Below are 23,472 nucleotides of genomic sequence, written 5' to 3'. Positions count from 1 at the left end.
AGTTTGCTCGTTCGTCCTGACGCAGCGCGCCGCGCCTCGCCCTCGCCCCTCGTCTCCCGTCCCCGGCCGCCTCCCCAGCCTCTTCCTGACGCCGCCCTCCGCGCGGCGCAAGTGCGTCCAATCCGCGGGGAAAAGGCCGATCGGCGCCGACCGGGCGGCCGGCTCCGGGCCCTCCGGGCGGGGGGAACCGGGCCGCCTCATCGATGTGGACCGCCGCCGCTCGGCTCATTGCCCTTGCTTTCGGGCTCGGCATGTTGAACGGCCTCGGCGTGAGCTCCGAAGCGACGCAACGCACCCTCGCCGCAGGCGATCCGCTGGGCACGCACCGCGTGCTCGATCCACCGGGGGCCCTGCCGCAACCCGCAGAGCGGCTGGACGCTGACGCCTCGCGCAGCTTCGAGACCGAGATCGTCGTCGAGGTGCAGACGCTGAACATCGACGCCGCGAGCTTCCGCCAGATGGAAGAGGCCGCCGGCGGCAGCCCGGAGGGCGTGGCGCGGCTCGTCGTCGAGACCGTCGCGCGCCGGGGCAAGCAGCACAACCCGGTCACCGGCTCGGGCGGCATGCTGCTCGGCGTCGTGCGCCGGGTCGGCTCGCTGGTGGAGCACCGCGGCGTCGCCGTCGGCGATCGCATCGCGACGCTCGCCTCGCTGTCGCTGACGCCGCTCTCGCTCCGCCGGATCGTCGCCGTGCGCCCCGCGTCCGCGCAGCTCGACGTCGAGGGCACCGCGATCGTCTTCGCGTCGGCGCCGCTCGCGCGGATGCCGACCGACATGCCCGAGCGGCTCGCCCTCGCGCTGCTCGACGTCGCGGGCGCGGCGCCCCAGGTGGCGCGCCTCGCCGGCCCGGGCGACAGCGTCGCGGTGCTCGGCGCGGGCGGGAAGTCGGGCCTCCTCTGCGCGGCCGAGGCGCGGCGGCGCGTCGGCCCCGGCGGGCGCGTGATCGGGGTCGAGACATCGGCCGAGTTCGCCGCCGACCTGCGCGCGCTCGGGCTCTGCGACCACGTCGCGGTCGCCGACGCGCGCGATCCCATCGCGGTGCGCGACGCCGTGCTGCCGCTCACGGGCGGCGCGGGCGCCGACCTCACGCTCTCGTGCGTGAACGTCCCCGGGGTGGAGCTCAGCGCGATCGTCGCCACGCGCGACCGCGGCAAGGCGTACTTCTTCGCGATGAGCACGAGCTTCACCGCCGCCGCCCTCGGGGCCGAGGGGATCGGCAAGGACGTGGACCTCTACATCGGCAACGGCTACGCGCACGGCCACGCCGACCACACGCTCGCGCTCGTGCGCGAGCGCCCCGCGCTCGCGGCGCTCATGGCGTCGCGCTACGGCTGAGCGCGCGCTCGGCGGGAGCGCCGCGCCCTGCCGGGGGTCGCGGAGGCTTCAGCCGGGCCGCTCCTGAGGCGCCGGCTCGGCCGCGGGGAGCGCCGCCGGCGACGGCACGGGCGGCGACGCGCCCAGCTTGTCGACGGCGGCCGGGAGGATCACGGCGAAGGTGCTCCCCTTCCCCTCGTACGAGCGCACCTCGATGCGGCCGCCGGCGCTCTGCGCGATGCGCTGGCTGATCGACAGCCCGAGCCCCGTCCCCTTGTCCTTCGTGGTGAAGAACGGCAGGAAGATGTTCGCGAGCACCTTCTGCGAGATCCCCGGGCCGTTGTCGGTGACGTTGAGCTCGACGAACGGCTCGTCCGAGCCGGAGCCGGGCCGCGTGCCGCGGCCGAAGCGGACGCGCGTGGAGATCACCACCTTGCCCCGGCCTTTCATGGCCTGGACCGCGTTGCGGAACAGGTTCATCAGCACCTGCCGCAGCTGCTCGGGATCGATGGCGACCCGGGGGAGATCGGGGTCCAGCGTGACCTCGACCTCGAGCTGGTCGTTCCTGCGCTCGATCGAGAGCACCTGGAGCGTGCGGCGCACGATCGCGTTCACGTCGGTCGGGACGACCGAGCCCTGCGCCGGCCGCGCGAGATCGAGCACCGAGCCCACGACGCGGTCGAGCCGATCGACCTCCTCGAGGATGATCCCGATGAACTCGCGCGACGCCGGATCGATCTCCGCCTCCGGCACGGGATCGGCGAGCAGCTGCGCCGCCCCCTTGATCGCGCCGAGCGGGTTCCTGATCTCGTGGGCGAGCCCGGCCGCCATCTGGCCGAGGAGCGCGAGCCGGTCTCGCTCCTTCATCTGCGCGTAGAGGCGCGAGTTCTCCAGGACGACGCCGATCTGCGCGGCGAGCGTCTCGAGCAGGGTGAGCTCCTCGGGCGAGAACGCGTCGCGCACGCGCGTGTCCGCCACGACGAGCAGCCCGATCGGCTCGCCCTGCTCGTCCCGCGCGCACAGCACCACGCCCGAGCAGAGGCTGCCGAGCACCTCGGCCGCCGCGAGCACCGCGTCCTCGGGGACCTGCGGCCGCACCTCGGTCCGCCGCGCGAAGTTGCCGTCATCGTCCGCGGCGCTGCGGCTCCGGCGCGCCCGCCGCTCGCGCGCCTCGCGCTCGAGCTCCTCCATCGCGAGCGGCCCGCGATCGAGGCGATCGAGCAGCGCCCGCGCCGTCGCCACCTCGATCCGCTCGGGGACGCGCGGCCCGAGCGACGCGAGCCGATCGAAGCCGGTCCCGTCCTGATCGCGCAGGTAGAGCGCCGCCGCCGTGACCCGGCGCGACTGCTCGAGCGCGCTCATCACGATCGCGCCCATCTCGTCCACCTCGAGCGTGTGCACGAGGCGCCGCCGGGCGTCCGCGAGCGAGCGATCGAGATCGAACCGCTCCCGCAAGAAGAGGCGCTGGAGCTGCTCCTCGACGCGCTCCCGCAGCGGATCGAAGAGCACCAGGATCACGATCGCGGCGAGCACCGCGTTCAGGTACATCGTGTTGAAGCCGCCGATGAACGTGAGCAGGAGATAGAAGATCAGCGCGATCAGGAACGCGACCGCCGTGGCGACCAGCAGGCGCGCGAGCATCTCGTAGGCGTCGAGGAGGCGCTCGTGCCGCAGGGCCTGGGCGAGCACGAACAGGAACACGATCGAGAGCGCGGCGCCGACGGGCGGCGGCTCCGCGCCGAGGAACCAGGCGAAGTCGGCGACGCTGGCGAGCGCGGCGAGCGCGCCGATCACCACGAGGAACCGCACGCGCCGCTGCGTCGCGCGCGAGGAGCTCTGCTTGCCGCGCTGGCCGAGCGTGTACAGCCCGGCGGTGAGCAGCGCGAAGACGTAGAGGAAGATGCAGCCGCGCGTGAGCCAGTCGAGCCACGAGCCCTGCTCCCGGCTCACCAGCACGAGTACGAACAGCGGGATGGCGAGCACCCCGGCGAACCGGAGCAGGCGCGAGCGGCGATCCCCGTCGTGGGGGATCATCGCCTCGAAGAGGTGCAGCGCGAACTGCGGGAGCAGCACGGCGAGGATCGCCGTGAAGCGCTCCCAGATGGAGGCCTGGAAGAAGCCGAAGAGCGACTGGGAGAGGTACCAGAGCCCGACGTCGGCGGCGAAGGCGGCGAAGAAGAGGTGCACGCGCCGGACGCGCCCCCGCAGCAGCGTCGAGGCCGCGATGGCGAGGGCCAGGGCCCCGCAGACCAGGGTCGTCCGTGTGCGGAGATCGATCCCGAGCGGCGCCACGCGCGAAGGCTACCGCAGCGAGCCGCGCGGCAACCTCAAAACGAGCCGGGGCGCTAGTGGACCAGCGCGTTAGGGCGCCGCGCGCGGCCGCACAGGCCCGGCGGCGGTCTGCGGCTCAGCGCGTCCCGTCGCCGTCGCTGCTGCCCTGAGGGTGCCAGGGGAGCGGCTCCGGCATCTGCTTGTCCTGCGATCGCACGTACGTCCGCGTCCTCGATCCCTCATCGCCGCCGGCCGGAGGCGAGGCCTCGCGCAGCCGGAGCCGCGGCAGCGCCGCGCGATCGGCGGCGGGAGCGGCGACGTCGCGCTTGATGTCGTCGCCGCCTGTGTCCGAGACGAGCGCCTCGTCGGAGCTCGTCGGCTCGAGCTCGCTCCACGCGTCGTCTGCCTGCTCGTCGCGCTCCCCGGGCGCGAACGCGCACCCCGCGAGCAGCGCAGGGGCCGACAGCGCAAGCGCGAGGCCCCCGGACAGCCAACCCCTCCTGCAACGTCGCATCACTTCAATCCTCCGACGTCCCGCCAAAGCCATACTGTTTCACAAGCTGCGAAAGACGTGGTCTCTTCATACCCAAGAGCACCGCGGCGCGCGTGATATTCCCGCGACTTTCGTCGAGCGCCCGGGCGATGCACTCGCGCTCGATCTCGCGCTTCATGTCGCTCAGGCTGACCCCTCCTCGGACATGCGCGTACGCGAGCTCCAGCGGCGTGCGATCCACGGGCGCCGACGGGGCCACGGGCGCCGACGGGGGGTGAGACTCGGGCTCCATCCGCTCGGGCGCGGAGGAGCGAGGGCCGCTCGACGGCTCGGCGGCAGGGAAAGCAGGCTGCATGCCAGCCCTCGGTGTCATCGGAGCGCTCGCCGGTTCCAGGGCCTCGAGGTCCCGCAGCCCCTCGACGTTCGCCGTGAAGTCCTCGAGCTCGATCACCTCGCCGTCCGCGAAGATCGCCGCGGCGCGCAACGCGTTCTCGAGCTCGCGCACGTTGCCCGGCCAGGCGTGCCGCGAGAGGGCCGAGATGGCCCTGCTGGAGAGGCGCTTCGGCGCCGTGCCGCGCTCGGCGGCGATCCTCTCCAGGATCGCGGCGGCGATCACCGGCACGTCGCGCGGCCGCTGCCGGAGCGCCGGTACCTCCAGGACGACCTGCCGGAGGCGGTAGTAGAGATCTTCCCGGAACTCGCCGCGCGCGACCATCGCGCGCAGATCGCGGTGGGTGGCGCAGAGGATCCGGACGTTGGCGCGCAGCGGGGTGACACCCCCGACCCGCTCGAAGGTCCTGTCCTGCAGGACGCGGAGCAGCGCGACCTGCGTGCGCGGCGAGATGTCGCCGATCTCGTCGAGGAAGAGCGTCCCTCCCTCGGCGAGCTCGAACCGCCCGCGACGGCGCGCCGCCGCCCCGGTGAACGCCCCCTTCTCGTGCCCGAACAGCTCCGAGAGCAGCAGCGTCTCGACCAGGGCGGCGCAGTTCACCTTGATCAGCGGCCCGACCCGCCCGCTCGCCTCGTGGATCGCCTCGGCGACGATCTCCTTCCCCGTGCCGCTCTCGCCGTGGATCAGCACGGTCGCGTCGCTCGCGCCGACCTTCTCGACCTGGTGGAGGAGGCTCAGCAGCGCCGGCGCCGTCCCCACCAGCCGCTTGATCGCGGGCACCACGGCGGACGACCGGTGCGCGCGCGCGGCGATCCGCGCGCAGCCGGCGCACGCGCTCGATCCGCACAGCTCGCAGCCCCTCGGCTCCGCCTCGGCGGCGATGCGCGCCGACGCCTCGAGCCGGCCGAGCTCCGCGAAGAGCCGGCGCGCGAGGAACCTGCGCGCGATGTCGGGGGGCAGCGACGCGGCGATGCGATCGCGGAGGTGGATCGCCGCCTCGAGGTGCGACCGCGTGGCCGCGGCGTCGTCGTCGGGCGCGCGCGGCGGCCGATCCCCGGACGCCGAGGCGTGGTGGAGCAGCACGTGCGCCTCCAGGGCGCGCTCGCGGCCGTGGTCCTTCCGCGAGAGCGCGAGCGCCTCGGCGGCGAGCTGCCCGAACGGCTCGCCGGCGGCGCGCGCGCGGAGCGCCTCGAGGAGCGCGACCTCGGCGATGTGCCGATCGGACCTCGCCTCGGCGCGCGCCGCCTTGATCATCTGCGCGGCGAGCAGGAGGTCGCCATCGTCGAGCGCGATGCGCGCGGCTACGGCGTAGCACTCGCCGAGCTTCGGGCCGGCGCCGTACGCGAAGGCGGCGCGGAGCTCGTCCCCGGCCTCCTGGGTGCGGCCGCGCTCGAGGTGGATCTGCGCCGAGACGTAGGCCACGTGCGTGATCCACACGCCGGGGATGCCCGGGCCGGAGACCTTGCGCGCGAACGCGAGCGCCTGCTCGGCCTCCTCGAGGAGCCCGAGCTGGAGCCGGAGCTCCGCGAGGTTCGCGATGAGGTTCACGAGCGCGACCTTGTCGCCGATCTTGCGGAAGATGCCGATCGCGCGCTCGAAGAGGCGCAAGGCCTCCGGGTACTCGTGCTTCAGGTGGGCGATGACCGCGAGGTTCGTGAGCGCGTAGCCGGTCGCGACGCGCTCGCCGCGCCGCTCGCCGTCGTCGAGCACCGCCGAGAGCATCGCGCGCGCCTCGTCGAGCCGGCCGCTGGAGAGCAGCGCGATGGCGCGGTTCAGCCGGGCGCGCAGCTCGCTCACGTGCTCGCCGGCGCGCGCCGCCTCCCACGCGTCGGCCGCGAAGTGCCGCTCCGCCTCGGACCAGGCCTGCTGCGTGAGGAGCAGCTTGCCGAGGATGTTGCGCGCCTGGAGGCGCGTCGCGATCTCGCCCGCGCCGGCGAGCCCCTCCTCCGCGTGCGCCTTGGCCGCCGCGAGGTCGCCCGTCTTGCAGCAGAGCTCCGACGCCTCCACGGCGCCGCGCGCCCGCTCCGCGGGCGTGGCCGCGGCGGCCGCCGCGCGCGAGAGCACCATCGCGGCGGTCGTCAGGTCGCCGCGCGCGCTCGTCGCCCGGCCGTGCACGAGCAGCGCGGCGAACGACTCCCCCTCCCGCAGGGCCGCCGAGGAGAAGTCGAGCGCGAACTCGACGTCGCCGAGCCGGAGCGCGAGCTCCGCGGCCCGGAGCAGCCGCTCGCCGGGCGGCGAGCCGGGGAGCGCGCGCATCGATCGGGCCCAGCGCTGCCAGAAATCGGCGCGCGCCGACGGCTCGCCGACCGAGGAGATGGCGAGCGTCGCCGCGGCCTCGGCGCGGTCGGCCCGGCCCAGCGAGGCGAAGAGCTCGCTCGCGCGCGAGAGGCTCCACGGGTCGGACGGCTGCTCCTCGAGCGCCTCCGCGACCGCGAGCACGTCCTCCGGGCCTTCGCCGGCCGGATCGGCGGCCGCGCGCCGCGCCGTCACCCACCCGCGATCGTCGGCCTCGATCAGCCCGAGGCCCGCGAGCTCTTCGCCGGCGAGGGGGCACGCGGCGGCCCCGGGCCCCTGCTCCGCGCGCCGCGGCGCGAGCCGGCCGAGCTGCGCGGACGGCCAGGGCCGCTGGCTCAGCGCGAGCCGATCGAGCAGCCGCCTGGCCTCGAGGCTCGGCTGCTGCGGCAGGGGGCGCGGCTCGGCCGGCGCGGCCAGCACGGCGGAGCACCAGCCCTCGAGCGCGTCCAGCCGGTCGAGCTTCGCGACGACCCGGCGCTCCGCCTCCGCCGCGAACGCCTCCCAGAACCGGTGCAGGTCGTCGGGCGACGCGACGCCGTCGATCGCGATGGCGCTCGTCCACGGCCGCCGCGCCGCGTCGCTGCACACGATGACCAGCGCGGAGCTCGACCCTTCCGCGATGAGGCGGGAGACCTCCTCGAGCACGAGGCTCCCCCAGCTCGTGGGCTCCCCCTCGGCGACGAGGAGGATCGCGCCCTCCGCGGCGGCGCTGATGCCCTGCGCGACCGCGACCGGATCCGCGGAGGCGACGCCGCAGCGCAGCGCGAGATCGCGCCAGGGGTCCCGACCCGCGGCGTGCGCGGCCGAGATCAGCGAGCGCCCCACGCCTCGAGCGCGACGCGCGAGGTGGGAGCAAACCGCATCCAGGATCGGCCGCTGTCCATGGACGTGGAGCACCCCACGCGACGCGGCGTCACGGACGCGCTCATCGAGCGCCCGGAAACCCCCGGCATCGCTCGTGGTGGCAGAAGGAACGCAGGCTGCGGCGACAGATCCCAAGGCAATGGAAGCGTACCTCTCGGCTGGAGCACGCATCAACGGATCCTGCCGTCGAGCATCAATAAGTATCTGCCGCACCAATAGAAAATTTCAGTGCGACTACCTGGTTCCGTCCAGGACCTGCTGGATTGCGTCGAACGCGTCCGGAGGTGCTTCGCCCAGGGCGCGGGCCAGCGGGAGCTGCGTGGCCGCGGCGGCGACGTAGAACGGGACGAGGTGCGGCGCGAGCCGGCGGAGCGTCTCGAGGTGTCGCGCGACGCCGGGCGCGTCGCCGCGCCGGACCGGCCCCGTGAGCGCCTCGGGTACGCCGAGCACCTCGACGTTGTCCGCGACCGTGCGGAGCAGCGGGCCGAGCATCTCGGCGGCGGTCTTTCGCTCGACGCCGGCGCGCTCGAGCAGGTCGACCCCGGCGGCGGCGAGCGCCGCGGCGCCGTTGGCCACGAGGCCTGCGGCGGCGTGGTAGGCGACGCGGTCGAGGCCGGAGAACGTGCGCGGCGTCATCCCGAGCCGCACGCCGAGCGCGCGCGCGGCACGCACGGCGGCGGGATCGCCGTCGATGTGGAGGTGGCCGCGCTCGAGGAAGGGCACGAACGCGGGCGAGGCGAACGAGATCATCGGGTGCATCTGCGCGACCGAGACGCGGCGGCCCCGCACCGCCGCGAGCGCCTCCGGGCCGAGCGCGCCGGCGCAGTGCACCACCGCGACGTCCCGGTGGCCGACGAGCTTCCGGTCGCGCATCGCCTCGGCGGCGGGCGCGATGTCCCGATCGCGCACGGCGAGGATCACGAGGTCCGCCTCGATGCGCTCCGCCGGCAGCCCGTCCCGCGCGGGCCGCAGCGTGACCGACAGCCCCGCGTCGCGGCTCGCGCGCGCGAGCCCGCGGCCCACCTTGCCGGCGCCGTAGATGAACACCTCCGGGAGGGCGCTCTCGTCCCGGTGCATCGGCGACGGGCGCGTGCTGTCCATCTCGTTCATGCGCCGCTCCCGTATAGGCCGTGCGCGAGCGCGTAGTCGAGCACGTCGCGCGGCACGCGCTGGCGGACGGCCTCCAGATCGCCCGCGGCGAACGCCAGGCGGATCTCGCTGCTCGAGATCTGCGGGAGGAGCACGTCCGCGGGGCGCAGGAGCGGGCGCGGGTCCGCCGCCGCGTCGAGGCGCTCCGCGGCGGTCGCGGCGAAGCCGGAGCGGCCGAGGACGATCGGCGGCGCGATCTGCTCGATGCGATCGAAGCGGTGCCAGCGCGGGAGATCCGGGAGCACGTCGGCGCCGACGAGCAGGCGCATCGCCCAGCCGGGGTGCGCCGCGGCGAGGTGCTCCAGCGTGCGCAGCGTGAGGCTCTCGCCGCCGAGCTCGCGCTCGACCGCCGAGACCGACACCCCCGGAAGCCAGCCGAGCGCGAGCTGGCACATGGCCAGGCGATGCTCGAACGGCGCGAGCTCCTTGGAGAAGGGGTGGCGGTAGACGGGGACGACGAGCACCTCGTCGATCGGCGCGACGGAGATCGCGTAGGTGGCCGCGAGCACGTGCGCCACGTGGGGAGGGTTGAAGCTGCCGCCGAAGATGGCGACGCGGCGCGGCTCTGACGCTGACCCGCGCGCGCGCACGCCCTTCGCGCCCGCGGCTCCCTCAGCCGTGCGAGCCACCCTGAACCCTCAGCTTGGGGCCGGCCGCGGGCGGGCCCACGATCTCGCGCGCGGTCACCGCGCCGCTCGCGTTGATCACCTCGATCCGCACCCCGCCGTGCCCGTCGTCGAGGAGCGCCCGGCCGCCCTCGGAGCCGATCGGCCCGGGAGAGAAGAACGTCCGCGGGCCGACCTTCTTGATGAGCGGCTCGGAGCTCTTGCCGAAGACGAGGAGCGACGCCGCGACGATGTCCTCCTCGTCGAGCGCCGCCTTGTCGAACACGAACAGCGCGACGCGCCCGTCCAGGATCTCGATCGTGCGCTGGCCCGGCGGGAGGCTCATCAGCACCTTGAGGCGCAGCCGGGCCCGCTCGGACGCCACGAACGCGTCGATCTGCTCCGGCGTCGCGGCGGCGCAGCGCGCGGCCCGATCGAACAGGGCGCCCTCGGCGGGGTTCGCGCCGACCAGGCTCTGCGCCCAGCCCTCGACGACCCGGTCGAGCGCGTCGTCCTCGGCGACGTAGATGACCCGCTCGGCGTGGCCTTCGTCGAGCAGGTGCTGCGCGCCACGAGCGAGCGCGGGCAGATCACCCTGTGCAGGGCCGAGGACGCCGAGGCGCATCGGCCACAGCATAGATCAGCGCGCGAAGCGGAGGGCACCTTCTCCGCGCCGCGCGCTCGCGCCGGCGACGCCGCGCGTTTTCCCTGCCGCTCCCTGCTGCTCACCTGCTGCTCACCTGCCGCTCCCTGGCCGCTCCCTGGCCGCTCCCTGGCCGCTCCCTGGCCGCTCCCTGGCCGCTCCCTGGCCGCTCATTTGCGGCTTCCCTGCCGCTTCGTTCCCGCGTTTTCCCAGGCCCGCGGCGCGCGCGCCCGGCGCGCGTCTGCTAGCGTCCGCCCATGTTTCGGCGAGGTCGCGCGCTCCGGGATCCGGTCACCATCACCCTCGACGGAGCGGACGTCCCGGCGGAGCGGGGAGAGCCGCTGGCCGTGGCGCTGCTCGCCTCCGGGCGCGTGACGCTCGCGCGGAGCCCGAAGCTGCACCGCCCGCGCGCGCCGACCTGCCTGCGCGGCGGCTGCGACGGCTGCCTGGCGCGGGTCGACGGGGTGCCCAACGTGATGACCTGCCTGCGGCCGGCCGCCGGCGGCGAGCGCATCGAGGCGCAGAACGTGGTCGGCTCGCGGGAGGCGGATCTGCTGCGGGTGACCGACTGGTTCTTCCCGCAGGGGATCGACCACCACCACCTGATGGCCGGCGTCCCCGGGCTGTCCCGGGTCATGCAGTCGATCGCGCGCAAGCTGGCGGGGCTCGGCCGGCTGCCGAGCGCGCCGCTCCCGCCGGCGCCCGCCGCGCGGCTCGAGCTGGACGCGGCGGTGATCGGCGCCGGGCCCGCCGGCGTCGCGGCGGCCTCGGCGCTCTCGGCGCGCGGCCTGCGCGTCGCGCTGATCGACGACGGCGTCGCCCCCGCCGGGTCGCTCGCCGGGGCGCCGCGCCGGGCGGCGGAGCTCCTCGCGCGGCACCCGCTCGACGGGGTGCGCGTGCTCTGCCGGCACATGGCCGCCGGCGTCTACCTCGGCGAGCTCCTGGTCGTTGGCGACGCGGGCGCCACCGTGATCGAGGCGCCCGCGCTGGTCTTCGCCACCGGGGCGCACGACGGCGTCGCGGCGTTCCCGAACAACGATCTGCCCGGGGTCTTCTCGGCGCGCGCGCTCTGCCGGCTGCTCGCCTGCGGCGTCGAGCCGACCGGCCCCGTCGCGATCGCGGGCGAGGGCTTCTGGGCCGACGAGCTCGCGGGCGCCCTCGGCGACCGGATCGCGGCGCGGATCCCGCTCGCCGCGCTCGCCGCGGTGAACGGGATCTCGCAGGTGAAGAGCGTGACCGTGCGCGGCGCGCCCTTCGCCCCGGGCAGCCCGACGAGCGATCTCAAGGTGGTGGCGCTCGCCGTGGAGGCGCCGGCCGCGCCCTCGTTCGAGGTCGCCGCGCAGGCGGGCGCCCGCGTCGAGGTCGACCCGCGCGCGGGGTACGCCGTGCGGGTCGACGCGCGCGGCCGGGCCGGCGACGGCGTGTGGGCGATCGGCGAGTGCACCGGCGCCGCGGTCGATCTCGACGGCGTCGAGCGGGCGGCGTCGCTCCTCGCCGACGACGTGCTCGCGGCGCGCGGCGCGGCCGCGTGAGCCTGCGATCGCCGGCGCGCGGCGCGCCGCGATCGCCGCGGCCCAGCTGCGCGGCGCGCCGGGATCGTCGCGGCGCGGCCGCGCGGCGGGTCAGCCCTCGATGATCAGATCGAAGAGGCCGATCCCGCCCGCGATGAACACGACGTCGAACACGCCCATGAGCGCCACGTAATCGGTGAGCTCGCCGAGCGTCGCGCCGCCGAAGAGCTCCCGCGTCCCTGCGACCGCGGCGAGCAGGGTCGGCGCGAGCAGCGGGAAGAGGACGCTCGCGAGCACGAGATCGCGGGCGCGCGTGCGCACGGTCATGGCCCCGAACAGGGTGCCGCTCGCGGCGATGCCCGGCGTCGCCGCGAGGCAGAAGAGCGCGAGCCCCGCGCCCGTCTTCGCGAGATCCACCGCGAAGAGGAGCGCCGCGGCCGGGATGATGATCGCCTCGACCGCGATCACGAAGACGCACAGCCCGAGCGCCTTGCCGGCGAACAGGGCGCTCCTCGCGATCGGCAGGACGAGCAGGCCCGAGAGCGCGCCGTCCTCGCGCTCCCGCTGCCACGTGCGGCTCAGCGCGAGCACCGACGCGAACGCCACGCTCACCCAGATCACGCCGGGCGCGACCCGCTCGGCCGCGTCCTGCCCGGCGTAGAACGCGAGCGACGCGATCACGGCGACGAGCACCGCGAAGAACCCGCTCGTCGTGACGATCTCGCCGGTGGCGAGCTCGATCGCGAGATCCTTCCGCGCGACGAGCATCGACTGGCGCACCCACCCGGGCCGGCGCCTCGAGAGGGACGCCGGGCCCGCGGGCGCCGTGGTCTCGGAGAGCACGGCGCGGCTCAGAGGCTCAGGTACGTCTGATCCTTGAGCCCCCGCTCGTAGTCGGCGAGCAGCCGCATGCCCTCGGTCGGCTTGAGGAGGTCCTGCTTGATCGCGCCGTCCACCTGGGCCTTCACCTTCCCGACGAGATCGCGGTTGTCGTACTGGGTCAGCGCCAGGACCTCGTGGATCTTGTTCCCGGCGATCGTCTCCTCGATGTAGTACCCGCTCTCCTCGTCCTCATCGAGGAAGACGTGCACCTCGTTGACGCGGCCGAAGAGGTTGTGGATGTCGCCCATGATGTCCTGGTACGCGCCGGTCAGGAAGATGCCGACGTAGTACGGCTGCTCGCCCACGATCGGGTGCAGCGGGATCGTGTCCTTCACGTCGTTGAGATCGATGAACTTGCTCACCTTGCCGTCGGAGTCGCAGGTGATGTCGACGAGCGTGCTGTCCGCCGCGGGGCGCTCGTTCAGCCGGTGGATCGGCACGATCGGGAAGAGCGCGCCGAGCGCCCAGTGATCGAGCAGCGACTGGAACACGGAGAAGTTGCAGATGTACTGGTCGGCGAGCTGCTTGCGGAGCTCGCCGAGATCGTCCGGCACCTCCTCGGGATCGAGCTCCGACGCGATCTTCTGCATGGCCTCGGCGATCTCCCAGAAGAGGATCTCGACCCGGGCCTTCACGTCGAGGTTGAGCAGGCCGAGCTCGAACATCTTCTGCGCCTCCTCCTTGATCTGGAGCAGGTCGTGCCACGACTCGCCGAGGTTCGGCCCGGAGAGGTTGTCCTTGATGTAGAGGAGGTTCTGGATGAGCTTGTGCTCCTCGGTCTGGATGTCGATCGGCGACATCGGCGTCTTCTCGATCGAGCCGAACGCCTGGACGACCAGCACCGAGTGGTGCGCGACGATCGCGCGGCCGGACTCCGAGACGATGTTCGGGTGAGGCACCCGCTCCTCGTCACAGATGTCCGCGATGTTGTGCACGATGTCGCGCGCGTACTCCTCGACCGAGTAGTTCATCGAGGAGTGGAAGGTCGAGCGCGAGCCGTCGTAGTCGATGGCGAGGCCGCCGCCGACGTCGATGTACTCGATGCGCTGCCCCATCTTGCGGAGCTTCGCGTAGTAGCGCGTCGCCTCGCGCACGGCGCGCTTGATGATCAGGATGTCCGGCACCTGCGAGCCGATGTGGAAATGGAGGAGCTTGAACGAGGCGCTCATCCCGGCCTCGTCCATGATCCGGATCGCCGCGAGGATCTCGGCGGTGGAGAGCCCGAACTTCGCGTTCTCGCCGCCGGACGTCTTCCACTTGCCCGCGCCCTCGGTGAGCAGCCGCACCCGGAGGCCGATCATCGGCTCGACGTTCATGTCCTTGGCGACGCGGGTGATCATCCGCACCTCGGAGAGCTTCTCCGCGATGAGGATCACCTTCTTGCCGAGCTTGCGCCCGATCAGCGCCGTCCGGATGAAGTTCTCGTCCTTGTAGCCGTTACAGACGATCAGCGACTCGGGGTCGTGATGGACCGACAGGCCGGCGAAGACCTCGGGCTTGGAGCCGACCTCGACGCCGTAATGGTAGGTCTTTCCCGCGTCGAGGATCTCCTCCACGACCTCCCGGAGCTGGTTCACCTTGATCGGGAACACGCCGCGGTACGTCCCGCGGAACTTGCTCTCGGCGATCGCCTTGTTGAAGGCCTCGTTGAGCGACCGCACCCGGTGGTGGAGCAGGTCCTGAAAGCGGATCAGGAGCGGCGTGCGGAGCCCCTGCTCGAGCGCCGCGTCCACGACGTCGCGGATCGCGATCTTGCTGCCGCGCTCCTGGAGCGGGGCGACGGTGAGGTTGCCGTCCGGGCTCACGTCGAAATAGCCGCGACCCCAGCGGTCGATCATGTAGAGCGACTTGGCGTCTTCCGTGGTCCAGACGCCGGTCTCGATCTCGTGCGCGCTGCTCACAGTCGTTCTCCTTGGCGGGGCTCGCGGCGGGCGACACCCACCTTTCTGGGAGGGCCCACGGGGGGCTTCAGGCTCATCAGGGGGACGTCAGATCGTCGGTCCGACGCTGGACGGCTGGACGCCGCGCGCTGGCGACGCGGCTCAATTACGATAGGAACGCCGGACCTTCAAGGGCGGGCAGCCCGGTCCGGTCCGGCATGGACGGCGCGCTCGACGAGCGAGCGGCTCAGGCCTGAGCCTTCGGGGTCGCCGAGGCGGCCTTCGCCCGCTTCGACGCCGACTGGTAGAGGTCGTAGAGGCGCGGCACCGGGTACGCCTCGAGGCGCTTCCTGTAGCCCTGGTCCTTCGACCGGTTCAGGGCCGCCAGCGTCTCGTCGATGAGCTTCGCGCGCGTCCCGAACTTCTCCTTCACCGTGCTGAACGTCGCGTGCAGGCGGAGGAGCTTGGCGTTCGACACGTGCTCCAGGCCCTTGGAACCGCCCCGATCCGAGCTGACGCGCCCGAGCCAGAGGTCCTCGGCCGCGAGCCCTTTCACGGCCTCGACGAGCTTCGCCTTGTCGCCGAAGCGCTCCTTCACGATCGCAAGCGGATTTTTGCTGGCCATTGCTGAGACTCCCACGGGCAGGCGGGGCCTGCGCCGGAAATGCGCGAGATGACTCGCGCGGCATTGAAGAGGGAGCGCGATCTAGCAGAGCGGCCCGGGTCACCGCAAGGGCGCGCCGCGGGGGGACCGCGCCGGCGCCGGAGGGCGCCAAGGCGGCGGAGGGACCGGCGCCGACGGCGGAGGGCGCGAAGGCGGCGGAGCCCGCGCGTCGGCGCTGTGCTGGGCCGCGGATCATGGTACAGGGCGCGCCGATGCTCAACCTGGGGAGCTGGCTCGTGGCGCACGTCGACCGGCTCCGGCCGCTCCGGCCGCTCTCGGACGCGAGCGCCCGCCTCGCCGAGCCCTCGTCGGCCCTGGCGAGCACCCTGCTGAAGGCGCTGTTCCCGGTCGCCGCGTTCATCGCGCTCGCGCCCGTCCTCTGGCTCTTCTTCCGGCGCACCTGGCGGGAGCTCGACGTCGAGGCCCACGAGCACCAGCGGCGCACCCTCGCCGCCGGGGGCTACGACCGCCGCCCCGCGGTCCTGTTCACGATCACCGCGGTCGTGCTCATGCTGCAGCAGTACTACGGCGGCCGGGCGGTCTACGACGAGCACATCCGGCCGTGGCTGCGCGAGCTCGAGCTCGCCCAGGCGCTCTCGCCGGGCGGGGTGATCGTGCCGATCTCGCTCCGCCGCTACGACGAGCTCTACAGCTACGTGTGGTGGTCGTTCACCCGCGTCTTCGGCTACGTGGCCATCCCCATGGTCGCGTGGAAGGTCTGCTTCCCCAGGGACAGCCTGCTCGACATGGGGCTGCGCGTCCGGGGGCTCGCGCAGCACGCGTGGATCTACGTGCTCTGCCTCGCCGTCGTGGTCCCGGCGGTGTTCATCGTCGCGAGCGCGCCCGACTTCGGGAGCTACTACCCCTTTTACAAGCAGTCCTCCCGCTCCTGGTTCGACCTCATCGCCTGGGAGGCGATGTACTTCGCCCAGTTCTTCGCGCTGGAGATCTTCTTCCGCGGCTTCTGGCTCGCCGGCCTCCGCCACACCCTGGGCTCCGGCGCGATCTTCGCGATGGTCGTCCCCTACTGCATGATCCACTTCGGCAAGCCGTACCTGGAGGCGGCCGGCGCCGTGGTCGCCGGGATCGCGCTCGGCTCGCTCGCGATGCGCACGAAGAGCATCTACTCGGGCTTCCTGGTCCACGTCACGATCGCGCTGCTCATGGACCTCGTCGCGCTGTCGAACCGCGGCGCGCTGCCGCGATCGTTCTGGGGGACGTGACGCCGGCGCCGCCGGCCCTCGCGCGGCGGCTCAGCCGAGCGTCCGGGTCAGCTTGCGCATGATCTCGGCGCGGCTCCGGTCCCGGATCTCGCGCCGGTACAGCGCCTCCAGCCCGACGGCGGCCGCGCGCGCCGCGTCGCGGTGCTCGCCGTCCCAGGGGAGCACCGCGAGCCGCCGCCACAGGATCTTCTCCAGGAGCCGGGGCCTGCGCCTGGCGAGCGCGCCGCTCGCGAGCTCGATGACGCGGGCGGAGGCGGGGTCGGCCCGCATCGCGCGCACGAAGAAGCCCACGGCGGCGGTGACGCGGCGGCCGCCGCGCATCGCCTGCACGCCCGCGTCGCACAGCGCCTCGGCCCGCTCGCGCGGGGTCGCGGCGCGCCGCGCGCGCTCCCGTGCGGCCTGGACCTCGGCGCTCAGCGCGTCCCGGCGCCGCCGGGCAGGGCGCATCTTGATGACGAGGAACAGGATGAAGAGGGCCGCAACCCCCGCGAGCACGTGTCGCCAGCCGATCTCCATGGCGCCCGACTTAGTACAGCGCCCGGGACGTGCTCACCAGAGCGAGCTTCCGCGCGGACGCCCCGCGCGGTGGACGGCCTCGCGCGGCCGTCCTCGGAATGGCGCCGCCCGCCGCGGCGTTCGCCACGACGTTCCTTCGACGTTCCTTTCCGCCGCCACGGTGCGGTTTGCACGAGCAGGCGATCCCAACCTATGCTGAGCCGAGAAATGCCCGTCCAGTCGACCTCCGGCTCCTCCGTTCGCGCGCCCCTGCGGGCCCTCGTCGCCGCGCTCGGCCTCGCCGCCCTCGCGCTGCACCCGGGCAGCGCGCGCGCCGACATCTTCACGTACACCGACGCGGATGGAACGGTGCACTTCTCGAACCGCGCCGCCGGCGACGGGCGGTTCAAGCTGTACATCAAGGGCGACGGGCGTCGCCCCGGGGCGCGCCCCGGCGTTGCGCCGGTGGCCCCGAGCGACAAATCCCTCGAGCGGTTCAGCCGCTACGACACGTGGATCCGTCAGGCCGCGACGCTCTACCAGATCCCCGAGGAGCTCGTCCGCGCCGTCATCAAGTGCGAGAGCGACTACGATCCGCGCGCGGTCTCGCCCGTCGGCGCGCAGGGGCTGATGCAGCTGATGCCCGAGACCGCCCTCCGCATGCAGGTGCGCGACCCGTTCGACGCGCGTGAGAACATCTTCGGAGGAACGCGGTACCTGCGCATCCTGGCCAACCTCTTCAACGGAGATCTCGATCTCACCATCGCCGGGTACAACGCCGGCGAAGGGGCGGTGATGCGGTACGGCGGCATCCCGCCTTACGAGGAGACCCAGGCTTACGTGACGCGCGTGCGGACCTATTACGCGCGCTACCGCACCACCCGGGACACCACGGTGGCCTCCATCGAGCCCTGATCGGCTCGCCCGCCGCACAGCCCCTCCGCGCGCCAGCCGGAGGCGCCGCTCGACCGCGCGGCGTAGCGCACACCGCCCCCGACAGGGGTACCGCGATGCTACGATCCCAGGAACGGCTGCCGCAGCCGCCGCCGGGCAGGCCCCGGGAAGCGCAGGTGCGGGCAGGCGGCCACCCCTCACGCTCTCTTTGCTCCGCACGGGCAAGGGTCCACGATATGACGACCACCTCGAGCCTCATCGAACTCACCAAGCGAAGCCCCGACATCGCGCCCCTCAAGCCGCCGGTAGATCCGGCGTCGCTCCAGCACACCCAGCTGCTCGAGGTGCCCGACTTCCGGAGGATCCCGGCGTACGCCGAGGTGACCGACGAGCAGTTCATGGATCACCGGTGGCAGGCGAAGAAGTCGATCACCCGCCCGGACAAGCTGCTCGACACGCTGCGCGGGATGGTGTCGGACGACTTCATCCGGGACGCGACCGAGGGCTTCGCGCACGCGCCCATGAGCGTCCGCGTCTCGCCGTACATGCTCTCGCTGATCGACTGGAACGATCCGTACGGCGATCCGCTCCGGACGCAGTTCATCCCGCTGGCCTCGCGCTTCCTGCCGGATCACCCGAAGCTCGGGCTCGACTCGCTGCACGAGCGCGCCGACGCGCCCGTCCCCGGGCTGACGCACCGGTACGCCGACAAGGCGCTGTTCCTCCCGCTCGACACCTGCCCCGTGTACTGCCGCTTCTGCACGCGCAGCTACGCGGTGGGCATCGACACGGGGGAGGTCGAGAAGACCCACTTCAAGGTCGACGAGGAGCGGTGGAAGCGCGCGTACGCGTACATCGCGTCGCGCCCGGAGCTGGAGGACATCGTCGTCTCCGGCGGCGACGCGTACAACCTGCGGCCAGAGCAGATCAGCGCGATCGGCGAGGCGCTCCTCGGGATGCCGAACATCCAGCGCATCCGCCTCGCCACCAAGGGCCCGGCCGTGATGCCGCAGAAGATCCTCACCGACGACGAGTGGATCGACGCGGTGACGCGCACGGTGGAGCTCGGACGGAAGCTGCACAAGGAGGTCGTGATCCACACGCACTTCAACCACCCGAACGAGATCACCGGCGTCACCCGCGATGCGATGAACAAGCTGTTCGAGCGCGGGATCACGGTGAGGAACCAGTCGGTGCTGCAGCGCGGGGTGAACGACACGCCCGAGACGATGAAGCTGCTCGTGAAGCGCCTGGGGCACCTGCACGTGCACCCCTACTACGTCTACATCCACGATCTCGTCCGCGGCGTGGAGGACCTCCGGACCACGCTCGCGACCGGGCTCATGATCGAGAAGCACGTGCGCGGCTCGACCGCCGGGTTCAACACGCCGACGTTCGTCGTCGACGCGCCCGGCGGCGGCGGCAAGCGCGACGCGCACTCGTTCGAGCACTACGACCGCACGACCGGGATCTCGGTGTTCGAGGCGCCGAGCGTCAAGCCGGGCCAGCGGTACACGTACTTCGATCCGATCGATCAGCTCCCGCCCGAGGGGCGCGCCCGCTGGGCGGACCCGGCGGAGCACCAGAAGATGATCGACGAGGCGCTCCGCGCGTCGCGCTGAGGCGGCACGCGCGCGCGCGGTGGAGGGGCCGCGCGCGCGGGCGCGGTGGAGGGGCGCGTGCGGCGAGCGCTCGCGCGGGACCTGGCGGCGGCGCGCGCTCGCGCGGGAGCTCGCGGCGGCAGGCGCGCCCGCGAGGCCCTACTGGCCCTCGGCCTGCCCCGAGCCTTCGGCCGGCGGCGGCTCCGCGTAGCGGGCGAGCGCGCCGGCGAGCTCGCGCTTCACGCGGTCCACGAGGTCGGGCGGCTCGACCACGCGGGCGGTCTCGCCGAAGCCGAGCACCCACGTCGCGAGCTCGGTCATGTCGCCGATGTGCATCGTGAGCCGCACGCCGCCGCCGGGCAGCTGCGTGATCTCCTGGGAGGGGTGCACCTTGCGCGTCCGCACGAACTCGGTCACGCGCTCGTCGAAGTCGATCACGACGCGCCGGGGCTCGCCGCCGCGCCAGATGCCGAACTGGCCCTGGAAGTAGTCGTCGATGGAGAAATCAGGGGGAAGCTCGAAGCGCTCGGTGACCGCGCACTCCGTGTCGCGCATGCGATCGAGCAGGAACGTGCGCACCTCGCCGCGGCTGACGTGGAGGCCCACGCAGTAAATCGCGTCCTTGTAGAGGACGAGCGCGTACGGATGGATGAGCACCCGCTCCTCGCGCCCGTCCCGCGAGCGGCGGTAACGACACCGGAGCGGGCGCAGATCGGCGACGGACTGGAACAGGTCGTCGAGCTCCTCGGTCCGCGCGGCATAGTCCTTCGGGGCGAACGGGAGGTAGAGGAAGCGCTCCTCCAGCCGCGCGTCGGCGACGCCAGCGTTCGGGCCGCGCCCTGGCCTGCGCGCGACGCCGAGCAGCCGCTGCGCGGCGAGGTCGATCTCCTCGAAGAGCGTCGAGCCGCGCATCGGCTCGAAGAGGCGGCGGGCGGCGAGCAGGGCGTACGCCTGCGTCCGCCGCACCTCGACGCGCCGGGGCGCCTCGCTCGGCGAGAGGCGCCAGAGGCGAGGGCCGCCGGGGCGCGTGGCGACCGACACGAGATCGAGCTCGCGCTTGACCTCGACGAGGTAGCGCCGGAGCGAGCGCGGCGTGACGTTGAGCTCGCGCGCGAGGTCGTAGATCGTCAGGCCGGCAGGGTGCTTCTGCAGCAGGCTGCGCAGCGAGTCGAGCCGCCGGTGCTGCGTGAACGGGCCGCGCGGCCGGCCGCGCCGCGGGCCGCCCTTGGCGTCGTCCTCGTCGTCCTCGTCCTCGTCGTCCTCCGGCGCAGGAGGCTTCTTCGAGGCGGCCGCTGGAGGGGGCGCGTCCGTCCGGGCCGCGGCCGCTGGAGGGCGCACGCTCGGCGGAGGGCGCACGCTCGGCGGAGGGCGCACGCTCGGCGGAGGGCGCACGCTCGGCGGAGGCGGTGCCGCCGTGCTCGGCCTGACGTCGGCCGCCGCGTCCCCCGTGAGCCGCGGCGTCGCGCCCGCGCGCGGCTTCGAAGGCGGCAGCGCGCTGCTGGAGAACGGGTCGGCGGCCTGGCCGACGCGCCCGCGGGACGAGCTCGCGGCCCCGCTCGAGCCGGCGGCACCCCGCGCGCGAGCGGGCGAGGTGGCCGGCGCAGGGGCACCCCCAGGGCCTGTGCGAGCAGCGCGCGCCATCAGCTCAGGGCTCTATCGCATCACCCCTTCCCATCCAAGATGTTTGTCCCGCGCTCCGCCGGCCGGACGGCGACCGCGGCGCGGGTGCACGAGGACTCGCGCATCGCGCGCCGCACGCCGGGCTCTGGCCGCGGGCCGCGCGGGTGCACGAGGACTCGCGCATCGCGCGCCGCATGCGGGCTCCGGCCACGGCGCGGGGGGCTCGCGCGGGCGCTGCGCACCGACAAATTTGTTAGTTACCCTAACTTATCTACACGTGAGCCGCAGCGACGCAGCGGCGCGCTGGGCGCGGGGGCGCCCGGTCGGCGCGGCGGGCGGCTCACCAGGGACGATCGCGCATCGTCTTCTTGTACTGCTCCTTGTAGAGGTCGTGGCACTGCTTGCAGCTCGCCTTCGCGCCGTCGATGTCGCCGGCCTTCGCCTTGGAGGCGCCAGCCTTGGAGATCGTCGCCCAGCTGCCCATGCCCGGCGGCGGCTTGCCGGCCACGTACTGGAGCGCCGCCGCGATCTTCTCGCCGTCGCCGCTCGAGGTCGCCGAGGCCATCGTGCTCTTCATCCAGGCCTGCATCGGACAGAGCTTCTGGCCCTTCGCGCCGCACTCGAACTTCTTCTCGCCCGCCTGGGCCGCGCCGGTCGCCGCCGGCGCAGCGGCCGACGCCGCCGCGGTCGCCTTCGGGGCCGCCTCCGCCTTCGCGTCCGCCGCGGCCGCCTCCGCCTTCGCGTCCGCCGCGGCCGTCTCCGCCGGCGCGGCCGCCGCGGCCGCCGAAGGTTCGGCGGTGGCGGCGGCCGGCGTCGTGGCCGGCGCGGCCGTCGTCGCCGCCGCGGCCGCGCTCTCGGTCGGCTTGCCCTCGGCCACCGCGCCAGGGGTCGTCGCGTCGTTCCCCTTGCTGTCGCAGCCGAGCGTGGCGAAGGACAGGCTCGCGAGCAACAGCGCGAGCGGGGTGATCGTTCTCCTCATGCAGTCTCCTTGGTGATGAACAGAAGCGCTCCTTCGAGCGCGACCGAGGGATGCGTGCCGCGGTCCCCGGCTCGACGCGCAGTGTAAACGGGTCGCCGTCCGTCCGCTGCGTTCGCGCGCCCCCCGGACGCCGCCCGCGCCCCCTCGATGCCGCCACCCGAGGGCCCGCCGCGAAGGTGCCGTCGTCAGAGGCGACGTCCGACGACATGAACCTCTCCGCCGGTCAGACCGCGCTCGACCCCCTCAGTCGCGCCCGGCGTCGCGGCAAAGGCCGACCACCGGAAGTTGTCGAGGAGGGCGACGGAGTCGTTCCAGGGATCATTTGTATCCCATATTACAAATCGTAGCTCCATGATCTCTCCGGGGACGACGTTGCCGTTCATGACCAGCCAGCCGGTCCCGCCGCCGGCGCGCTCGCTCGTGCCGCACCAGCCGGGCTCGCCCTCGATCTGCGCAGGTGGCCTCGTGATGTCGAACCCCGTCCCGAGGAGCTGACCGACGCCCGTGCAGGTGGTCGTCGAGCCGGCCTTGGCGCCGCCGCCGCACCCGGTCGGCCCGTTGACGCACTGGGTGAAGAGCCCGGTATCGCCGAATGCGAGGTTCACGCCCAGCGGGTAGACCGAGCCGCCGGCGGGCGGGGGATCGTAGAACGCGAGGTTCTTGTCCTCGGGGTTCGCCCTCTCGCCCGGAAAGGGCTCGAACGTGGAGTCGAGGAGCGCGAGGAAGAAGTCGTTGAACCGGCTGCACACCCACTCCGGGTATTCGGACGAGAGGAAGAACGTCGAGACGCTGAACGAGCTCGCGTTCGTCGGCACGCGCACGCGCAGCCGCAACATCACGGGATCGTGGGCCGTCGTGCCGCCCAACGGCTCCGGACAGCCGGGCGTGTTCGGGAGGCGCTCGCCGTTCGCCTCGAGCCAGTCCGCGGGCATGCCGCTCGACGTCCCCATGTTCTGGCCGCCCTGGAACGGGGCGAAGCTCGGCCGCGTGTTGTTCGGCGACGCCTGGGCCGCAGCCACGCCCGTCGAGAGCACCGCGAGCCGCGCGCCCCGGAGCGGCAGGATGCCGGAGCCGAAGCCCCGCCGGATCGACCGCTGGGCCGCCACGGGCGCGCCGGTGCCGTCGGCGAGGCGGAAGCTCGCCGAGATGACGCCCCACGTGCGCCGCGACGCCGTCGTGGTGGCGCAGAGATCCATCGCCTTCGCGTAGTCGAGCGCGGTCGCCGAGTCGCTCGCGAGCCCCTCGTCGCAGGGCGAGGCGTTGTCGACCGCGCCATCGCAGTCGTCGTCGATCCCGTTGTCCGCCACGTCGAAGGCGCCAGGGTTCATGAGGGACGGGGGGCCGCACGCGTCCAGCGAGGAGTCGCAGCAATCGCCCTCGCAGATCGTCCACCCGTCGCCGTCCTCATCGGGCGGGTTGTCGACCGTGCCGTCGCAGTCGTTGTCGATGCCATCGTCGCACGCGTCGAGCTGCGGCAGCACCTGGCCGAGGCACGGCCCCCAACCGAGGCCGCTCGGCCTGCACGTGGAGACCCCGGCGGCGCAGGGACCGACCCCCTCGGAGCCGGGCCTCCCCTGGTAACACGCCCTCGTCTCGCCCGGCGTGCACGAGCACGGCCCGCGCGCCCCCTCGTCGTGCTCGCACCCATCCGCCGGGTCCTCGTTGCAATCGAGGAAGCCGCTGTCGCAGGCGCTGAGCA

At 73.3% G+C, this 23,472-nt stretch carries 18 protein-coding genes; 5 read left to right on the top strand and 13 right to left on the bottom strand.

Going from position 1 to position 23,472, the window contains the following annotated elements; all coding sequences use genetic code 11:
• Positions 1 to 251 precede the first annotated feature (251 nt).
• On the top strand, positions 252 to 1,334 hold the full coding sequence (locus NQZ70_RS15285) for an L-erythro-3,5-diaminohexanoate dehydrogenase (RefSeq protein ID WP_129574861.1): 1,083 nt from the start codon (positions 252 to 254) through the stop codon (positions 1,332 to 1,334).
• A 48-nt stretch (positions 1,335 to 1,382) separates the two neighbouring features.
• Here the strand turns inward: NQZ70_RS15285 and NQZ70_RS15280 are convergent, their stop codons facing one another.
• The 6 genes from NQZ70_RS15280 to NQZ70_RS15255 all read right to left on the bottom strand — a co-directional run bounded on the left by NQZ70_RS15280 (position 1,383) and on the right by NQZ70_RS15255 (position 10,006).
• A complete protein-coding gene (locus tag NQZ70_RS15280) occupies positions 1,383 to 3,605 on the bottom strand; it encodes an ATP-binding protein (protein ID WP_129574860.1) in 2,223 nt (740 codons plus the stop codon).
• A 115-nt stretch (positions 3,606 to 3,720) separates the two neighbouring features.
• Complete coding sequence (locus NQZ70_RS15275) at positions 3,721 to 4,098, bottom strand: hypothetical protein (protein WP_129574859.1); 378 nt, start codon at positions 4,096 to 4,098, stop codon at positions 3,721 to 3,723.
• Between the two features lie 4 nt (positions 4,099 to 4,102).
• Complete coding sequence (locus NQZ70_RS15270; protein WP_129574858.1) at positions 4,103 to 7,588, bottom strand: sigma 54-interacting transcriptional regulator; 3,486 nt, start codon at positions 7,586 to 7,588, stop codon at positions 4,103 to 4,105.
• A 273-nt stretch (positions 7,589 to 7,861) separates the two neighbouring features.
• Entirely contained in the window at positions 7,862 to 8,737 is an 876-nt protein-coding gene (locus tag NQZ70_RS15265) for a Rossmann-like and DUF2520 domain-containing protein (protein WP_129574857.1), read from the bottom strand.
• Positions 8,734 to 9,366, bottom strand: coding sequence for a nicotinate (nicotinamide) nucleotide adenylyltransferase (gene nadD / locus NQZ70_RS15260; RefSeq protein WP_129581369.1), 633 nt, complete (start codon positions 9,364 to 9,366; stop codon positions 8,734 to 8,736). Before nadD ends, NQZ70_RS15265 begins: the two co-directional genes overlap by 4 nt.
• A 22-nt stretch (positions 9,367 to 9,388) precedes the next feature.
• On the bottom strand, positions 9,389 to 10,006 hold the full coding sequence (locus tag NQZ70_RS15255; RefSeq protein ID WP_165373970.1) for a hypothetical protein: 618 nt from the start codon (positions 10,004 to 10,006) through the stop codon (positions 9,389 to 9,391).
• 275 nt (positions 10,007 to 10,281) lie between these two features.
• Between NQZ70_RS15255 and NQZ70_RS15250 the strand changes: the two genes are divergently transcribed.
• Entirely contained in the window at positions 10,282 to 11,556 is a 1,275-nt protein-coding gene (locus NQZ70_RS15250; RefSeq protein WP_129574855.1) for a 2Fe-2S iron-sulfur cluster-binding protein, read from the top strand.
• Between the two features lie 90 nt (positions 11,557 to 11,646).
• Here NQZ70_RS15250 and NQZ70_RS15245 read toward each other — a convergent pair whose 3' ends face one another.
• The 3 genes from NQZ70_RS15245 to NQZ70_RS15235 all read right to left on the bottom strand — a co-directional run bounded on the left by NQZ70_RS15245 (position 11,647) and on the right by NQZ70_RS15235 (position 14,922).
• A complete protein-coding gene (locus NQZ70_RS15245; RefSeq protein WP_237245328.1) occupies positions 11,647 to 12,378 on the bottom strand; it encodes a heme exporter protein CcmB in 732 nt (243 codons plus the stop codon).
• A gap of 8 nt (positions 12,379 to 12,386) precedes the next feature.
• The gene (speA, locus tag NQZ70_RS15240; protein WP_129574854.1) at positions 12,387 to 14,318 is read right to left on the bottom strand and encodes a biosynthetic arginine decarboxylase; all 1,932 of its coding nucleotides are present in this window, start codon (positions 14,316 to 14,318) and stop codon (positions 12,387 to 12,389) included.
• 226 nt (positions 14,319 to 14,544) lie between these two features.
• The gene (locus tag NQZ70_RS15235; protein ID WP_129574853.1) at positions 14,545 to 14,922 is read right to left on the bottom strand and encodes a hypothetical protein; all 378 of its coding nucleotides are present in this window, start codon (positions 14,920 to 14,922) and stop codon (positions 14,545 to 14,547) included.
• Positions 14,923 to 15,155: 233 nt separating this feature from the next.
• Here NQZ70_RS15235 and NQZ70_RS15230 point away from each other — a divergent pair, with 233 nt between their 5' ends.
• Entirely contained in the window at positions 15,156 to 16,184 is a 1,029-nt protein-coding gene (locus NQZ70_RS15230) for a type II CAAX prenyl endopeptidase Rce1 family protein (protein ID WP_129574852.1), read from the top strand.
• Positions 16,185 to 16,214: 30 nt separating this feature from the next.
• On the opposite strand, the gene NQZ70_RS15225 is transcribed toward NQZ70_RS15230, so the two are convergent.
• Positions 16,215 to 16,700, bottom strand: coding sequence for a hypothetical protein (locus NQZ70_RS15225; RefSeq protein ID WP_129574851.1), 486 nt, complete (start codon positions 16,698 to 16,700; stop codon positions 16,215 to 16,217).
• Positions 16,701 to 16,892: 192 nt separating this feature from the next.
• On the opposite strand from NQZ70_RS15225, the gene NQZ70_RS15220 reads away from it, so the two are divergent.
• Together NQZ70_RS15220 and NQZ70_RS15215 are read left to right on the top strand one after the other, a co-directional pair.
• Complete coding sequence (locus NQZ70_RS15220) at positions 16,893 to 17,594, top strand: lytic transglycosylase domain-containing protein (protein WP_237245327.1); 702 nt, start codon at positions 16,893 to 16,895, stop codon at positions 17,592 to 17,594.
• A 215-nt stretch (positions 17,595 to 17,809) separates the two neighbouring features.
• Positions 17,810 to 19,195 carry a KamA family radical SAM protein gene (locus tag NQZ70_RS15215; protein WP_129574849.1) on the top strand — a complete coding sequence of 462 codons (1,386 nt, stop codon included), beginning with the start codon at positions 17,810 to 17,812 and terminating at the stop codon, positions 19,193 to 19,195.
• 138 nt (positions 19,196 to 19,333) lie between these two features.
• On the opposite strand, the gene NQZ70_RS15210 is transcribed toward NQZ70_RS15215, so the two are convergent.
• The 3 genes from NQZ70_RS15210 to NQZ70_RS15200 all read right to left on the bottom strand — a co-directional run bounded on the left by NQZ70_RS15210 (position 19,334) and on the right by NQZ70_RS15200 (position 23,254).
• Positions 19,334 to 20,512 carry a YafY family protein gene (locus tag NQZ70_RS15210; RefSeq protein WP_237245326.1) on the bottom strand — a complete coding sequence of 393 codons (1,179 nt, stop codon included), beginning with the start codon at positions 20,510 to 20,512 and terminating at the stop codon, positions 19,334 to 19,336.
• Positions 20,513 to 21,134: 622 nt separating this feature from the next.
• Complete coding sequence (locus NQZ70_RS15205) at positions 21,135 to 21,773, bottom strand: hypothetical protein (protein ID WP_237245325.1); 639 nt, start codon at positions 21,771 to 21,773, stop codon at positions 21,135 to 21,137.
• Between the two features lie 185 nt (positions 21,774 to 21,958).
• Positions 21,959 to 23,254, bottom strand: a complete 1,296-nt coding sequence (locus NQZ70_RS15200) for a MopE-related protein (RefSeq protein WP_165373969.1) — start codon at positions 23,252 to 23,254, stop codon at positions 21,959 to 21,961.
• Between the last annotated feature and the right edge of the window lie 218 nt (positions 23,255 to 23,472).

The sequence above is a fragment of the Sorangium sp. So ce836 genome (genome assembly GCF_028553905.1).
Lineage (GTDB): Bacteria > Myxococcota_A > Polyangia > Polyangiales > Polyangiaceae > Sorangium > Sorangium cellulosum_D.
This window is presented reverse-complemented; position numbering and strand designations above follow the sequence as displayed.

Bases quoted from the DNA above. Each gene is read 5' to 3' on its own strand.
- NQZ70_RS15265 (WP_129574857.1), bottom strand. From the start codon at position 8,737: ATGAACGAGATGGACAGCACGCGCCCGTCGCCGATGCACCGGGACGAG.
- NQZ70_RS15235 (WP_129574853.1), bottom strand. From the start codon at position 14,922: ATGGCCAGCAAAAATCCGCTTGCGATCGTGAAGGAGCGCTTCGGCGAC.
- NQZ70_RS15285 (WP_129574861.1), top strand. From the start codon at position 252: ATGTTGAACGGCCTCGGCGTGAGCTCCGAAGCGACGCAACGCACCCTC.
- NQZ70_RS15255 (WP_165373970.1), bottom strand. From the start codon at position 10,006: ATGCGCCTCGGCGTCCTCGGCCCTGCACAGGGTGATCTGCCCGCGCTC.
- NQZ70_RS15275 (WP_129574859.1), bottom strand. From the start codon at position 4,098: ATGCGACGTTGCAGGAGGGGTTGGCTGTCCGGGGGCCTCGCGCTTGCG.
- NQZ70_RS15230 (WP_129574852.1), top strand. From the start codon at position 15,156: ATGGTACAGGGCGCGCCGATGCTCAACCTGGGGAGCTGGCTCGTGGCG.
- NQZ70_RS15215 (WP_129574849.1), top strand. From the start codon at position 17,810: ATGACGACCACCTCGAGCCTCATCGAACTCACCAAGCGAAGCCCCGAC.
- NQZ70_RS15225 (WP_129574851.1), bottom strand. From the start codon at position 16,700: ATGGAGATCGGCTGGCGACACGTGCTCGCGGGGGTTGCGGCCCTCTTC.
- NQZ70_RS15220 (WP_237245327.1), top strand. From the start codon at position 16,893: ATGCTGAGCCGAGAAATGCCCGTCCAGTCGACCTCCGGCTCCTCCGTT.
- NQZ70_RS15205 (WP_237245325.1), bottom strand. From the start codon at position 21,773: ATGAGGAGAACGATCACCCCGCTCGCGCTGTTGCTCGCGAGCCTGTCC.
- NQZ70_RS15250 (WP_129574855.1), top strand. From the start codon at position 10,282: ATGTTTCGGCGAGGTCGCGCGCTCCGGGATCCGGTCACCATCACCCTC.